The organism is Streptomyces sp. CNH189 (genome assembly GCF_000527195.1).
Genome location: NZ_AZUS01000007.1, coordinates 247,997 through 261,595, shown reverse-complemented (window position 1 = coordinate 261,595; position 13,599 = coordinate 247,997). Strand labels below are relative to the sequence as shown.

Annotated in this window: 10 protein-coding genes and 1 riboswitch; of the genes, 6 read left to right on the top strand and 4 right to left on the bottom strand. The window is 73.0% G+C overall.

Annotation, left to right across the window (positions count from 1 at the left end; genetic code table 11):
- Nucleotides 1-7 precede the first annotated feature (7 nt).
- The 3 genes from B100_RS0112580 (at nucleotide 8) to B100_RS0112570 (ending at nucleotide 6,723) form a co-directional block, all read left to right on the top strand.
- The gene (locus B100_RS0112580; protein ID WP_024884794.1) at nucleotides 8-4,954 is read left to right on the top strand and encodes a DNA repair ATPase; all 4,947 of its coding nucleotides are present in this window, start codon (nucleotides 8-10) and stop codon (nucleotides 4,952-4,954) included.
- Between the two features lie 252 nt (nucleotides 4,955-5,206).
- Nucleotides 5,207-6,001 carry an SGNH/GDSL hydrolase family protein gene (locus B100_RS0112575; protein ID WP_024884793.1) on the top strand — a complete coding sequence of 265 codons (795 nt, stop codon included), beginning with the start codon at nucleotides 5,207-5,209 and terminating at the stop codon, nucleotides 5,999-6,001.
- A gap of 206 nt (nucleotides 6,002-6,207) precedes the next feature.
- Entirely contained in the window at nucleotides 6,208-6,723 is a 516-nt protein-coding gene (locus tag B100_RS0112570; RefSeq protein WP_024884792.1) for a hypothetical protein, read from the top strand.
- Nucleotides 6,724-6,747: 24 nt separating this feature from the next.
- Here the strand turns inward: B100_RS0112570 and B100_RS0112565 are convergent, their stop codons facing one another.
- From B100_RS0112565 to B100_RS0112550, 4 genes are read right to left on the bottom strand one after another with little or no spacing between them, the layout of a single operon-like run.
- Nucleotides 6,748-7,608 carry an ATP-binding cassette domain-containing protein gene (locus tag B100_RS0112565; RefSeq protein WP_024884791.1) on the bottom strand — a complete coding sequence of 287 codons (861 nt, stop codon included), beginning with the start codon at nucleotides 7,606-7,608 and terminating at the stop codon, nucleotides 6,748-6,750.
- Complete coding sequence (gene cbiQ, locus B100_RS0112560) at nucleotides 7,605-8,354, bottom strand: cobalt ECF transporter T component CbiQ (protein WP_024884790.1); 750 nt, start codon at nucleotides 8,352-8,354, stop codon at nucleotides 7,605-7,607. Before cbiQ ends, B100_RS0112565 begins: the two co-directional genes overlap by 4 nt.
- A gap of 7 nt (nucleotides 8,355-8,361) precedes the next feature.
- Nucleotides 8,362-8,847 carry an energy-coupling factor ABC transporter substrate-binding protein gene (locus tag B100_RS0112555; protein ID WP_024884789.1) on the bottom strand — a complete coding sequence of 162 codons (486 nt, stop codon included), beginning with the start codon at nucleotides 8,845-8,847 and terminating at the stop codon, nucleotides 8,362-8,364.
- Nucleotides 8,844-9,584, bottom strand: coding sequence for an energy-coupling factor ABC transporter permease (locus B100_RS0112550; protein ID WP_024884788.1), 741 nt, complete (start codon nucleotides 9,582-9,584; stop codon nucleotides 8,844-8,846). Before B100_RS0112550 ends, B100_RS0112555 begins: the two co-directional genes overlap by 4 nt.
- 30 nt (nucleotides 9,585-9,614) lie before the next feature.
- A riboswitch (cobalamin riboswitch) is annotated at nucleotides 9,615-9,797 on the bottom strand.
- A 253-nt stretch (nucleotides 9,798-10,050) separates the two neighbouring features.
- On the opposite strand from B100_RS0112550, the gene B100_RS0112545 reads away from it, so the two are divergent.
- Genes B100_RS0112545 through B100_RS0112535 form a run of 3 tightly spaced genes read left to right on the top strand, consistent with a single transcriptional unit; the run spans nucleotide 10,051 to nucleotide 13,525 of the window.
- Nucleotides 10,051-11,640, top strand: coding sequence for an ABC transporter substrate-binding protein (locus tag B100_RS0112545; protein ID WP_024884787.1), 1,590 nt, complete (start codon nucleotides 10,051-10,053; stop codon nucleotides 11,638-11,640).
- Nucleotides 11,641-11,660: 20 nt separating this feature from the next.
- Nucleotides 11,661-12,629: an ABC transporter permease gene (locus tag B100_RS0112540; RefSeq protein WP_024884786.1), complete on the top strand. Its 969-nt coding sequence runs from the start codon at nucleotides 11,661-11,663 to the stop codon at nucleotides 12,627-12,629.
- Nucleotides 12,626-13,525 (top strand): ABC transporter permease, encoded by a 900-nt coding sequence (locus tag B100_RS0112535; RefSeq protein ID WP_024884785.1) that lies wholly within the window; start codon nucleotides 12,626-12,628, stop codon nucleotides 13,523-13,525. The genes B100_RS0112540 and B100_RS0112535 overlap by 4 nt, the downstream gene beginning before the upstream one ends.
- The last annotated feature ends 74 nt before the right edge of the window (nucleotides 13,526-13,599 follow it).

Genomic DNA, 13,599 nt, shown 5'->3' with positions numbered 1-13,599 from the left:
GGCAGCCATGACCACCGGCACCCACGAGCCCACCCACGACAGCGCCCGCCCCGGCCCGGCCGGCGCCGCCACGGAGGCGTCCGCGGCGGTCGACGACGGCGCCTACCAGGTGCTGCGCGACCGCCTCACCGACCGCGCATCCGAACTGGCCCGCCGAGCACAGGCGTTGAACCGCCGCCGGGCCGAGGAGTTCGGCGCGCCGGAACTGCGCCTCACCGGCACCGAGCGGCTGCACACCGAACGCACCGCGGTGCCCCGCGACATCGTCGCCGTCGGTGACGTGCTGCTCTTCGGCTACGAGACCCGGCCCCGCCCGGAGCGGGACACCGCGGTCGGTGACGTCCTCGTACCGCACGACCGCGACCTGAACCGGCTGCCCGACGACGCCGTGCCCGGCCTCCTCGACGACCCCGCGTTCGTGCGGGGGTTCGCCGCCCTGCACCGCTACTACCGGCAGGTCCGCCTGCTGCGGCTGCGCCGTGTCGAGGGCAAGCTGCTCGCCGTCTTCCAGACCGGCGAGAAGGCCGGCGACATCCGCGTCCTGCGCTGGACGGTCTCCGAGGACGGCCACGCGAAGTTCCTCGACGCCCGCGGCGACCGCGACCACGCGAGCGTCCCGCCCGCCGACATCACGTGGACGCCCGCCACCCGCGAGGACCACGTCCTCGGCCGCCACCCGCACGTCTCCGTGCGGGGCGAGGTGTTCGTCGACACCCTCGGCGGCACCCTCACCGTCAAGGCGGAGAACGACACCGGCACGCCCGACGGCATCCACAGCGAACCCGTCGACGAGCCCCTGCAGTCCCTCGCCGACGCCGACGTCGCCCACGCCCGCGTCGGCCCGCTGATCCTGCTGCGGATCCTCCCGTACAAGGAGACCGTCCACCGTCACCTGGTCTTCAACACCCTCACCCGCACCGTCGTCCGCCTCGACGCCATCGGACAGGGCGCTCGCCGGCTGCCCGAGGACCAGGGCATCGTCTTCCCCGGCGGCTACTGCCTCGCCGCAGGCAGCCACAAGACCTACGAACTCGACACCGAGGGCATGGAGTTCGAGCGGGAGGTGCGCTCCCCGTACGGCGAGGACGTGCTCTACGCCTTCCACGCGCCCGCGCGTGGACGCGCCCTGCTGCTCTCCTACAACCAGATCCGCGAGGCCGTCGCCACCCCGATGGCCTGCCACGGCTGGGCCCTCTTCGACGACGGCCACCTCACCCTGCTGCGCCCCGAGGGCGACGAACCCGCCCGCGTGCACCCCGTGCAGCTGTGGGACTCGCCCTACCTCTCCGACACCCACGCGGCCGCACGGCCCGCCGGCGAGGGACCACTGGCCCGGGTGGGCAACGCCGACCTCGTACGCGGCATCTCCGACTGCCTGTCCCTGGCCCGCTCCGCCGCCGAGACCACCCCCACCGCCGAGATCTACGCGACCCTCGCCGCCGCCTGCGTACGCGCCCTGGACACCCACCACTGGCTCGGCGACCCCGAGGTCGGCGACCTGCGTGGCCCGCTGGAGGAGGTACGCGCCACCGCCGAGCAGGTGCTCGCCGAGTTCGAGACCGTCACCGACCTCACCCGTCGGGCCGCCGAGGCACTCGACGAAGCGGCCGAGCGGATCGCGTCCGTGGTGCGCCGGCTGCGCGGCGAACAGCCCCGCGAGGCCGCCGCCTGGGTGCGCGGCCTCACCGAACTCCGCCAGGCCCAGGGCCACCTGCTCACCCTCAAGGAGATGCGCTACGCCGACCACGCGCGCATCGACGCACTCGCCGCCGAGACCGACGACGACCTCGGCTCCTTCGGACAGCGCGCCGTCGCCTTCCTGGCCCGCGCGGACGCCTTCGCCGTCCACCACGCCGACCTGGAGCGGCTGCACGCCGCCATCGAGGCGGTCACCACCACCGCCCAGGCCGCCCCGCTCACCGCCCGCCTCGACGAACTCGCCGACGGACTGCGCACGGTGACCGAGGTGGTCGCCGGGCTCGACATCGCCGACGCCACCGTCCGCACCGACGTCCTGGAGCGCGTCGCCGACGCCATGGGCGGCGTCAACCGTGCCCGCGCCACCCTCGACACCCGTCGCCGGGGCCTGCTCGACCGGGAGGCGCGCGCCGGGTTCGCCGCCGAGCTGACCCTGCTCGGCCAGACCGTCACCGGCGCCCTCGCCGCCGCCGACGACCCGGACGCCTGCGACGACCAGCTCTCCCGGGTCCTCGCCCAGCTCGAGGAACTGGAGTCGCGGTTCGCCGAGTTCGACGACGTCCTCGGTGAACTCGCCGACAGGCGGACCGAGATCTACGACGCGTTCTCCGCCCGTAAGCAGAGCCTCACCGACGCCCGCGCCCGACGTGCCGGACAGCTCGCCTCCGCCGCCGAGCGGGTGCTGGAGACGATCGCCCGCCGCAGCGCCGCGCTCGCCGACACGGACGCGGTGAGTACCTACTTCGCCTCCGACCCGCTGGTCGCCAAGGTCCGCCGCAGCGCCGACGACCTGCGCGCCCTCGGTGACCGGGTGCGCGCCGAGGAGCTCGACGGCAAGCTGCGGTCCGCCCGCGAGGAGGCCGCCCGCGCCCTGCGCGACCGCACCGACCTGTACGCCGACGGCGGCCGCACCATCCGCCTCGGCACCCACCGCTTCGCCGTCTCCACCCAGCCCTTCGCCCTCACCGTCGTCCCGCACGACGACGGCCTCGCGCTCGCGCTCACCGGCACCGACTACCGCGCCCCCGTCACCGACCCGGCCCTGCTCGCCGACCGCCCGCTGTGGGACCGGCAGCTGCCGTCCGAGTCGCCGCGGGTCGCCCGCGCCGAACACCTCGCCGCCCGCCTGCTGCACGAACACGGCCCGGACGCCCTGGCCGGCGTCGACGACCTCACCGCCATGGTCCGCACGGCCGCCGAGGAGGCGTACGACGAGGGCTACGAGCGGGGTGTCCACGACCACGACGCCGCCGCGATCCTCACCTCCCTGCTCCCGCTGTACGACGGCGCGGGCACCCTGCGTCACGCCTCCGCCGCCCGCGCCCACGCCCTGCTGTTCTGGGCGCACGGTACGACGGAGCAGGAGCGCGCCGGCTGGACGACCCGCTCCCGCTCACTGGCCCGGGTCCGGGACGCCTTCGGCGCCCCGCCCGCGCTGGACGCCCTGCGGGACGAACTCGCCCGCGCGGTGGGGGAGTGGGCACCGGACGCGCCGGTCCGTCCGGAGGCGAGCGCCGCGTACCTCTTCGACGAACTGACCACCGGACCCGAAGGGTTCGTGATCAGCGCGCGGGCGCGCACCCTGCTCGACAAGTTCCGCCGCACGGTCGCCGGCGAGGCGTACGACGAGGACCTCACCGCCCTCGACGGCCTCAGCGCGCGCCGCCAGCTGGTCGAGGCGTGGCTGACCGCCTACACCGAGGCCACCGGCGACCGGGTGGACGATGGCGACCTCGCGGAGGCCGTGGCCGCGGAGCTGTGCCCGGACCTGCCCCGGCACGAGTCGGACGCGTCCCTCACCGCCACCGTCGAGGGCCTGGTCTCCACCCACCCGCGCATCGCCGACCGCCGCCTCACCCTGCGTCTGGACGAGTTCCTCGCCCGCACCGACGCGTTCCGGGCGCGTGAGGTGCCCGCCTTCCGCGCCTTCCAGCGGCGCCGCGCCACCCTCGTCACCACCGAACGCGCGCGGTTGCGCCTGGACGACCACCGGCCGCGCGTGATGGCGTCGTTCGTCCGCAACCGCCTGGTCGACGAGGTGTACCTGCCGCTGATCGGCGACAGTCTCGCCAAGCAGCTCGGCACCACGGGCGAGTCCGCCCGCACCGGCACCGGCGGACTGCTGCTGCTCCTCTCCCCGCCCGGCTACGGCAAGACGACGCTCATGGAGTACGTGGCGCACCGACTCGGCCTGGTGCTGGTGCGGATCAGCGGCCCCGCGCTCGGTCACGGCGTCACCTCGCTCGACCCGGCCGAGGCACCGAACGCCACCGCCCGCCAGGAGGTCGAGAAGATCAACTTCGCGCTGGCGGCGGGCAGCAACACCCTGTTGTACCTCGACGACATCCAGCACACCTCGCCCGAACTCCTCCAGAAGTTCATCCCGTTGTGCGACGCCACCCGCCGCATGGAGGGCGTGTGGCAGGGCGAGCCGCGCACCTACGACCTGCGCGGCAAGCGGTTCGCGGTGTGCATGGCCGGCAACCCCTACACCGAGTCCGGCGAGGTCTTCCGGGTCCCCGACATGCTGGCCAACCGGGCCGACGTGTGGAACCTCGGTGACGTCCTCACCGGCAAGGACGACGTCTTCGCGCTCAGCTTCGTGGAGAACGCCCTCACCGCGAACCCGGTCCTCGCCCCGCTCGCCGGACGCGACCGCGGCGACCTGGACCTGCTGATCCGGCTCGCCTCCGACGACCCGACAGCCCGCCCGGACCGCCTGCTCCACCCGTACGCGCCCACAGAACTCGACCGCGTCCTCGCGGTGTTGCGCCATCTGCTCACCGCCCGCCGCACGGTCCTCGCGGTGAACGCGGCCTACATCGCCTCCGCGGCCCGCTCCGACGACGCCCGCACCGAGCCGCCCTTCCTGCTCCAGGGCTCCTACCGCAACATGAACAAGATCGCCCAGCGGATCCAGCCCGTGATGAACGACGCCGAACTGTCCGCCGTCATCGGGGACCACTACACGGCCGAGGCCCAGACCCTCACCACGGGCGCCGAGGCGAACCTGCTGAAGCTCGCCGAACTGCGCGGCAGACTCACACCCCAACAGGCGGCGCGCTGGGCGGAGGTGAAGGCGGCCCACGTCCGGACCCTCACCCTGGGCGGCCCGGACGACGACGCCCTCGGCCGCGCGGTGGCCGCCCTCGCCCTCCTCGGCGACCGCATCGCGGCGGTCGAGTCGGCGATCACCCGCGCCGCGGACCCCCGCCGCCTCCTGGCGGGGCCGCCCCGGCAGGAGGACGACGGCTGAACGCGGCCGGCTGAGGGCACCGAGCCGGGTCACGCCGAGGCGTGACCCGGCATCGGTTTCACGCCATCAAGTTGACGTGAACACGTCCTGATGGACGTTTATCTACGCGCGGAGCTGGTTCGGCGAAATCAGTATTCGGGTCATTGCGGAAGACTTTCCGACCGGTAGTTACCGGGCGGTATTCCGGCCTGCTACAACTCCTGTTGCTCCCTCAACTACCGTCGCGAGGTTCGTCGTGAAAGGCGGATACACGTGTCAACGCGCTCCCTGGGAACAACTCTCGCCACGCTCGTTCTGGGTTTGGCGACCGTACTCGGCATCGCCCAGCCCGCCGCTGCCGCCGGCCACAACTACGTGGCGCTCGGCGACTCCTACTCCTCCGGTGTGGGTGCCGGCAGCTACACCTCCGAGAGCGGCGACTGCAAGCGCAGCACCGTGGCCTACCCCCAGCTCTGGAAGAACGCCAACGCCCCGGCGTCGTTCAAGTTCGTCGCCTGCTCCGGGGCGACGACGACGAGTGTGGCCTCCACCCAGCTCAGCGCCCTGTCCTCCTCCACCACGCTCGTGAGCGTCACCGCGGGCGGCAACGACGTCGGCTTCGCGGACGTCATGCAGGCCTGCGTGCTGCAGAGCGAGGCGACCTGCGTCTCCCGGGTCAACACCGCGGTCTCGCAGATGCAGAACACCCTCCCGGGCAAGCTCGACTCGCTGTACTCCGGCATCCGCTCCCGTTCCCCGCAGGCACGCGTGGTCGTCCTCGGCTACCCGCGCTTCTACAAGCTGTCGGGCAGTTGCATCGTGGGCCTGACCGAGACCGAGCGCTCCGCGATCAACAACGCCGGTGACGTGCTGAACGGGGTGATCGCCAAGCGGGCGGCCAACGCCGGGTTCGCCTACTCCAGCGTGGTCGACGAGTTCAGCGGACACGAGCTCTGCTCGGGCGACGCCTGGCTGCACAGCGTGACCATCCCGATCGGCAACTCCTACCACCCGAAGGCCGTCGGCCAGTCGGGCGGCTACCTGCCCGCCTTCCGTTCGGCCGTCTGAACCGCCGTCGCTCACCACCTCGTTGACCCGTGAGGGGTCAGCGAGGTGGACGGCCGCCAGGCAGACGGTGCCGGCCCGACCCCTCGGCGCCGGCATTCCGTTTTGTCCTCTGGCGGACGCGCGTAGACCACGGGCATCATCGGTCTGCTCCGCCTGCACAGCCGTCCCCTCACGAACCATGGCCCCCAGCAGGAAGGTCCCCCCATATGAAGGCCATCAAGGCCCCGAAGCTCCGCTCGGTCCTGACCGCTCTCGCCCTCGTCGTCGCCCCGGGCGCCGCCGTCATGGGTACCGCGGGCGAGGCCGCCGCCGTCACCAAGATCAGCCACGCCACCGCGACCTCCATGTTCCGCGACGCCGGCGTCACCTGGTCGTCGTCCGGAGGCTGCTCCAACCGCAACGTCTCCACCTGCACGTCCTTCGACCAGCTCAACCTGGCCACGGCGCAGGGCGCCCAGACCCTCAAACGGGCCAGCGGCTGCGCCCTGAACATCACCGGTGGCACCGAGACCGGGCACGCCTCCGGCACGTACTCGCACTGGAACGGCTACAAGCTCGACTTCGGCAAGACCACCTGCGTCTCGAACTACGTCAAGAACACGTTCACCTACATCGGCGTGCGCGGCGACGGAGCCCCGCAGTGGCGCTCCGGCTCGGGCAACGTCTACGCCGACGAGGGCAACCACTGGGACGTCACGTACCACAACTGCGGCGGCTGCTGACCCCGTCCGGGGCTCCTTCGGCGCCTAGCCGGACCTCCGTTCCCCGCACTCCGGCGCGGCGGCCAGCGCCGCCAGCTCCTCCGGGGTGCGGGGACCGGGGACCGTGCCGGCCCTCACCCCGCACGCCCTCAGGAAGAGCCCGGCCGCCACACCCCACGGCAGCCGGAGCCCCGCCGCCGTGAGCAGGTCCCGGCGCGCCAGCGCCTCGGCGGCGGGGCCGGTGTGGACGCCGGACGGGGTGAGCAGCGCCGCGTCGTCGGCCCAGCGCAGGGCGAGGTCCACGTCGTGGGTGGCCATCACGACCGTCGTGCCGTTCGCCCGCAGCCCGTCCAGGGTGGCCAGCAGGCGTTCCTGGCCGTCGGGGTCGAGCCCCGCCGTCGGCTCGTCCAGGATCAGCACCCGGGGCCGCATGGCCACCGCGCCCGCGATGGCCGTCCGCTTGCGCTGCCCGTAGGAGAGCAGGTGCGTGGGCCGGTCGGCGAGCGCGGTGATGTCCAGCGCGGCCAGCGCCTCCGCCACCCGCGCGCGCACCTCCGTGTCGGACAGCCCCAGGTTCAGCGGCCCGAACGACACGTCCTGCCCCACGGACGCGGCGAACAACTGGTCGTCAGGGTCCTGCACCACCAGCTGCACGGTGGTACGCAGCGCCGTCAGCCCCTGCCGGTCGTGCCGCACCACCCGCCCCGACACACTCAACTCCCCACTACCTGGCCGCAGTCCTCCACTCAGCAGGCGCATCAGCGTCGTCTTGCCGCTGCCGTTGCGCCCCAGCAGGGCCAGCGCCCGGCCCTCGCGCACCTCGAAGTCCAGCCCCGTGAACACCGGCGGCCCCTCCTCGTACCCGAACGACACGCCCCGCAGGGCCACCAGCACCGACTCGCTCACGACAGAGGCCTTTCCAGTACGGAAGTGAGGACGGCCAGCGCCGCCAGGAGCGCCCCGCTCGCCGCCGTGAACCGCGCGGACACGCGCGCCTCGGGCACCAGCACGCGCAGGGTGCCGTCGTAGCCGCGCCCCGCGAGCCCGGTCTGCAGTCGCGCCGCCCGGTCGAAGGACCGCACGAACGCGGTCGCGCCGAGCCCGCCGAGCGAACGCCAGGCCGCCGCCCGGGTGGTGTGCCCGAGCCGGGCCGCCTGCGCCGCGTGCACCCGGCGCACCGAGTCCAGCAGCAGGAAACTCATCCGGTACGTCACCAGCGCCACGTCCACGAGCGGCGCCGGCACCCCGGCGCGCACCAGCCGGGGCAGCAGGTCCGACATCGGCGTGGTGAACGCGAACAGCAGGACGCCCAGCGAGGCGGCCGAGGTGCGCAACAGCAACTCCCCGGCGCGCACGGGCCCGTTGCCGGCCGGTGAGACGATGCCTTCCGGGCCGCCCACCTGCACCAGCAGGGTGAGCGCCCCGGTGACGCAGAAGCCCAGTGGCACCCGGTACGCACGCCACAGCCGCCGCGCCGGCACGCCCGCCGGGCCGAGCAGCAGCACGAGTGCGGTGACCAGCACCAGGGCCGCGCCCGGCCAGGGCGGCAGCGAGATCGCGAGCACGGTGAGACCGAGGCCGAGGACGGCCTTGTCCACCGGATGACGGCGGCGCCAGCGGCTGCTGTGCGCCGCCGCGTCGATCGGCAGCACGGAACCGTCAGTCCCGTCCGTCACCGGCGCCGGTACGCACACCCGCGCCGGTACCCGCGGCACCCGTACCTGTACCTGCGCCGGCACTCGTATTGACGGCACCCGCACCCGTACCCGTACTCGCGGCACCGGCACCCGCGTCCGCCGTGGTCAGCTCCCGTGCCCGTGCCCGTGCCCGTGCCTGTGCCCGTGCCCCTGCCTCGCCCTGCCGGCGCCCCCGCCGCAGCCCGAAGTAGTAGGCCAGGACGCCCGCGCCGAGCGCCGCCTGGAGGGCGAACAGCGCCGACTCGATCTCACCGGACGGCGGCTCGTACAGCGGTGAGAACCACGGCTCGTAATCCGGGTCGAGCTCGGTGATCGCGGTCTCCGCCTCCCCGTCCGCCCCGGCGAACGGCTCCTCCTTGTGGTCGCCGAGCCCGAACACCAGCGGGATCACGGCGAGGGCGGCGACGAGCAGCAGGAGCAGGGTGTTGATCCTCGCGTTGCGGCTCATCGGACCACCACCTCCGCCGAGTCCGCCGAGTCCGCCGACCCGGCGGACCCCGTCCGCTCGCGACGTCCGGCGACCGAGGTGACCAGCACCCCGAGCCGGGTCAGCTCGCCCTTGCTCGACTGCACCAGCAGGCGCATCACCAGCACGGTCAGCAGCCCCTCGCTCACCGCGAGCGGGATCTGCGTGACCGCGAAGATGGACCCGAACTTGCCCAGCGCGCCCAGGAATCCGCTGCCGGGGTCCGGAAAGGCGAGCGCCAGCTGCACGCTGGTCACGCAGTACGTCGACAGGTCGGCGACGAACGCGCCGCAGAACACCGCGCCCATCAGCGGCACGTCGTACCGGCGTAGCAGCCGGTAGACGGCGTACCCCGCCCACGGTCCGACGATCGCCATCGAGAAGACGTTGGCGCCCAGGGTGGTCAGCCCGCCGTGCGCGAGCAGCAGCGCCTGGAACAGCAGGGTGATGGTTCCGAGCACGGCCATGACGGGTGGCCGGAACAGGATCGCGCCCAGCCCCGTACCGGTGGGATGGGAGCAACTCCCGGTCACCGACGGCAGTTTCAGCGCGGACAGGACGAACGTGAAGGCGCCCGACGCGCCCAGCAGCAGTGTGCTCTCGGGATGAGCTCTCACTTCACGGATGAGCGACCGGGCTCCGTGGACGACGAACGGCGCCGACGCGACGCCCCAGGCGACCGCGTGCGCCGGAGGCAGAAAACCCTCGGCAATGTGCATGGCTCAGCAGACCCTCTCCAGCACCTCGTGGATGGTTGACGCGCCTTGGCCGGTCTCCTGGCTGACGGGTACCACCGCCCGTGCTCCGCCTTCCCGGGTCCCGAAGGACCCAGTGGCTGCCCGCGAGGGCCGGAGCCGGACTTCCCGATCACAGTGGCGAGGGCCGCACCGGTATCGCACCGATTTCCCGTCACCAAGGCGTGGCGACAGTAGTCCCCGGCGTGGCCCGGTGACAAGCGGCGACGGGGGCGCGCGGACGGCGCCCGGCAGCTCGCGACCCGGCGCACACCTGCGCGTTCGGGCCGCGCGGGGCCCGCCTCCGGATCCGGGGGATAGGGGGCCGCCGTCCTGGGCAGGATCTTGCTGCAACTAATATGCAACAACGACTTGCGGGCAACAGGTCCGGGCCATGGGCACGGGCAAGAGGTCCGGGCGAGAGGCCCGGCCAACTGGGATGTGAGGTTCGATGACGACCCGACGCATACGGGGAGCCGCCGCGGTACTGGCGACGGCGGCGGTGGCCACGGCCTGCTCGGCGCCCGGCAGTGGCGGCGCGGACAGCGGGGCGGCCGCCGAGTCCGTCGTAATCGGGGTGTCCACCGAGCCCGACACCCTGAGCCCGCTGCTCGGTTACGGCAAGGACGGCAACTCGAAGATCTTCGACGGACTCCTCGCCCGTGACGCCGACATGGGCCTCGAGCCCGCGCTGGCCAAGGCGCTCCCGACGATCACGGACGGGGGCCGCACCTACACCTACACCCTGCGCCAGGGTGTGAAGTTCAGTGACGGCAAGCCGCTGACCGCGCGGGACGTCGTCTTCACGTACCGCACGGTGCTCGACGACGCCACCAACAACACCGCCAAGAGCGAACTGGCCGCCGTCAAGGACGTCCGGGCGGTGGGCGACGACACGGTCGTCTTCACCCTGCACCACCCGTACGCGCCCTTCGCCGCCCGCACGGTGCTGCCGGTCGTCCCCGAGCACGTCGCCGGGAAGCAGGACCCCAACACCGGCGCCTTCAACACCGAGCCGGTCGGCACCGGTCCGTACGTCCTCGTCGACTGGCGCAAGGGCGAGAAGCTCACCTTCAAGGCCAACCCGCACTACTGGGGCGGCGCACCCGAGGTGAAGAAGCTCACCATGGCGATCGTCGCCGACGACGACGTCCGCGCCACCCGCCTGCGCTCCGGCGACCTCGACGGCGCCGTCCTCCCGCCCAACCTCGCCGCCACCTTCAAGAGCGACGACGGCAGGAAGACGTACCGCGCCACCTCGTACGACTTCCGCGCGGTCAGCCTCCCCACCGGCCACCCCGTCACCGGCGACACCGCGATCCGCCGTGCCCTCGACCTGGCCGTGGACCGGCAGGCCATGGTCGACAAGATCCTCGACGGCGCCGGACGCCCCGCCTACGGCCCGCTGCCCGTCGGCGACCCCTGGTTCGCCAAGGACGTCGAGCGGTCCCGGGACCTCGCCGAGGCCGGACGCCTCCTCGACGCGGCAGGCTGGAAGGAGGGCAAGGACGGCATCCGCGCCAAGGACGGCCGCCCCGCCCGCTTCACCCTGTACTACCCCTCGGGCGACAAGGTCCGCCAGGACCACGCCCTTGCCTACGCCTCCGACGCGAAGAAGGCCGGCATCGACGTACGGGTGCAGAGCGCCACCTGGGAGGTCATCGAACCCCGCATGAAGCACGACGCCGTCCTCGCGGGCTTCGGCAGCATCGGCGACCCGGACTTCGGCCTCTACACACTGCTGCACTCCTCCCTCGCCGGCGACGGCTTCAACAACATGGCCCGCTACGACAATCCGGCCGTGGACCGGGCCCTGGAGACCGGCCGCCGCACCCAGGACCCCGAGGCCCGCAAGGCCGCCTACGACGACCTGCAGCGCGCCCTGATGAAGGACCCCGGCTACACCTTCCTCACCCACATCGACCACATGTACGTGCTCGCCGACCGCTGGAAGGGCCTCACCACCCAGACCGAACCCCACGAGCACGGCTTCGCCGCCGGCCCCTGGTGGAACGTCGAGGACTGGCAGCCCGCGCCATGACCCACGCCCCCTGGGGAGCGATGGCACGGCTCACCGCCCGCCGCGCCCTGTACGCCGTGCCCGTGCTCGGCGTCGTCACCTTCGGCGTGTTCGCCGTCGCCGCCGCCTCCCCCTTCGACCCCGTCAAGGCGTACGCGGGCACCGCCGCGCTCGGCGCCGACCAGGAGACCCTGGACCGGCTGCGGGACAACCTGGGCGTGGACCGGCCGTTCACCGCACACTGGTGGGACTGGCTCACCTCCGCCGTCGGTGGCGACCTCGGCCGGTCCACCGTCATGCGTCAACAGGTGGCCGAGGTGATCGGCGAACGACTGCTGTGGTCCACGCTGTTGTGCGCCGTCGCGTTCGCCGCCGCCGTGCTGCTCGGCACGGTGCTCGGGGTGCTCGCCGCCCGCCGCCCCGGCTCCCTCGTCGACCGCGCGGTCACCTCGCTCGCGTACACCCTGGAGGCCGCTCCGGTCTTCTGGATCGCGCTGCTCGCCGTGTGGCTGTTCGCCCTGCGGCTGGACGTCCTCCCGGCCGGCGGCCTCACCGACACCGGCAGTGATGCGGTCACGTTCGGCGGACTGGTGCAGCACCTGATCCTCCCCGCCGGCGTCCTCGCCCTCTCCCAACTGCCCTGGTTCACGCTGTACGTCCGCCAAGGCGTCGGCGACGCCCTCGCGGAGGACCCCGTGCGCGGGGCCAGGGCCCGCGGCCTGAGCGAACGCACGGTGCTGCTCGGCCACGCCCTGCGCTCCGGACTGCTGCCGGTGCTGACGCTCATCGGCTCCCGCGTGCCGGAACTCATCACCGGCGCCCTGCTGGTGGAGACCGTCTTCAGCTGGCCCGGGATCGCCTCGGCGACCGTCGAGGCGGCCACCGCCGTCGACTTCCCGCTGCTGGCCGCCCTCACCACCCTCGCCACCGCAGCCGTCCTCGCCGGCAACCTGCTGGCCGACCTGCTCTACGGGCTGATCGACCCGAGGGTGAAGCTGGAGGAGATGTGACGACCGACGTCGACACGGCGGACGTGAAACCGGCCGCCCCCGCGTGGCGCGCGCACGGGACCGCACGCCGCTCCACGCACGTCCTGCGGCTGCGCGTCTCCGGCGTGCTGGTCGCCGTGACGGTGCTCGCCGTGCTGCTCGTCCCGCCGCTGACCCAGCTCGACCAGCAGGCGGTCGACCTGGCCGCCAAGCTCCTGCCGCCCAGCTGGGCGCACCCGTTCGGCACCGACGACGTGGGGCGCGACCTGCTGCTGCGCTGCGTCTACGGGCTGCGCGTCTCGCTGCTGGTGGGCGTGGTGGCCGCACTGACCGCCACCGTCATCGGCACGGCCGTCGGCGCCACCGCCGGCGCGCTGGGCGGCTGGGCCGACCGCGCGGTCATGCGCCTGGTCGACACCCTGTCCTCCGTGCCGCATCTGCTGCTCGGCATCTTCATCGTGGCCATGTTCCGGCCGGGCGTCTGGCCGGTGGTCGTCTCCGTCGCCCTGACCCACTGGCTGTCCACCGCCCGCATCGTCCGCGCGGAGGTGCTGTCACTGCGGTCCCGCCCCTTCGTCGACGCGGCCGTCTCCGGTGGCGCGTCCCGGTGGCGCGTGACGGTACGCCATCTGCTGCCGGGGGTGCTGCCGCAGGCCGGCCTCGCCGCCGTCCTGATGGTCCCGCACGCCATGTGGCACGAGTCGGCCCTGTCCTTCCTGGGCCTCGGCCTGCCCACCCACACCGCCAGCCTCGGCACCCTGATCCAGGGCGCCCGCGGCTCGCTGCTCGCCGGGCAGTGGTGGCCCACCCTCTTCCCGGGCCTGTTCCTGATCATCCCCACCCTCGCGGTCGCCGGCCTGGCCGGCGTCTGGCGCGAGCGGATCAACCCGCGCCGCCGATCGGAGCTGATGCTGTGACTACGCAGGACGCCTTGACATCGGCGCCTTCCCCGGCAGAGACGGACTCGGCCGCCGTGCCGGGCGTTGGAGAC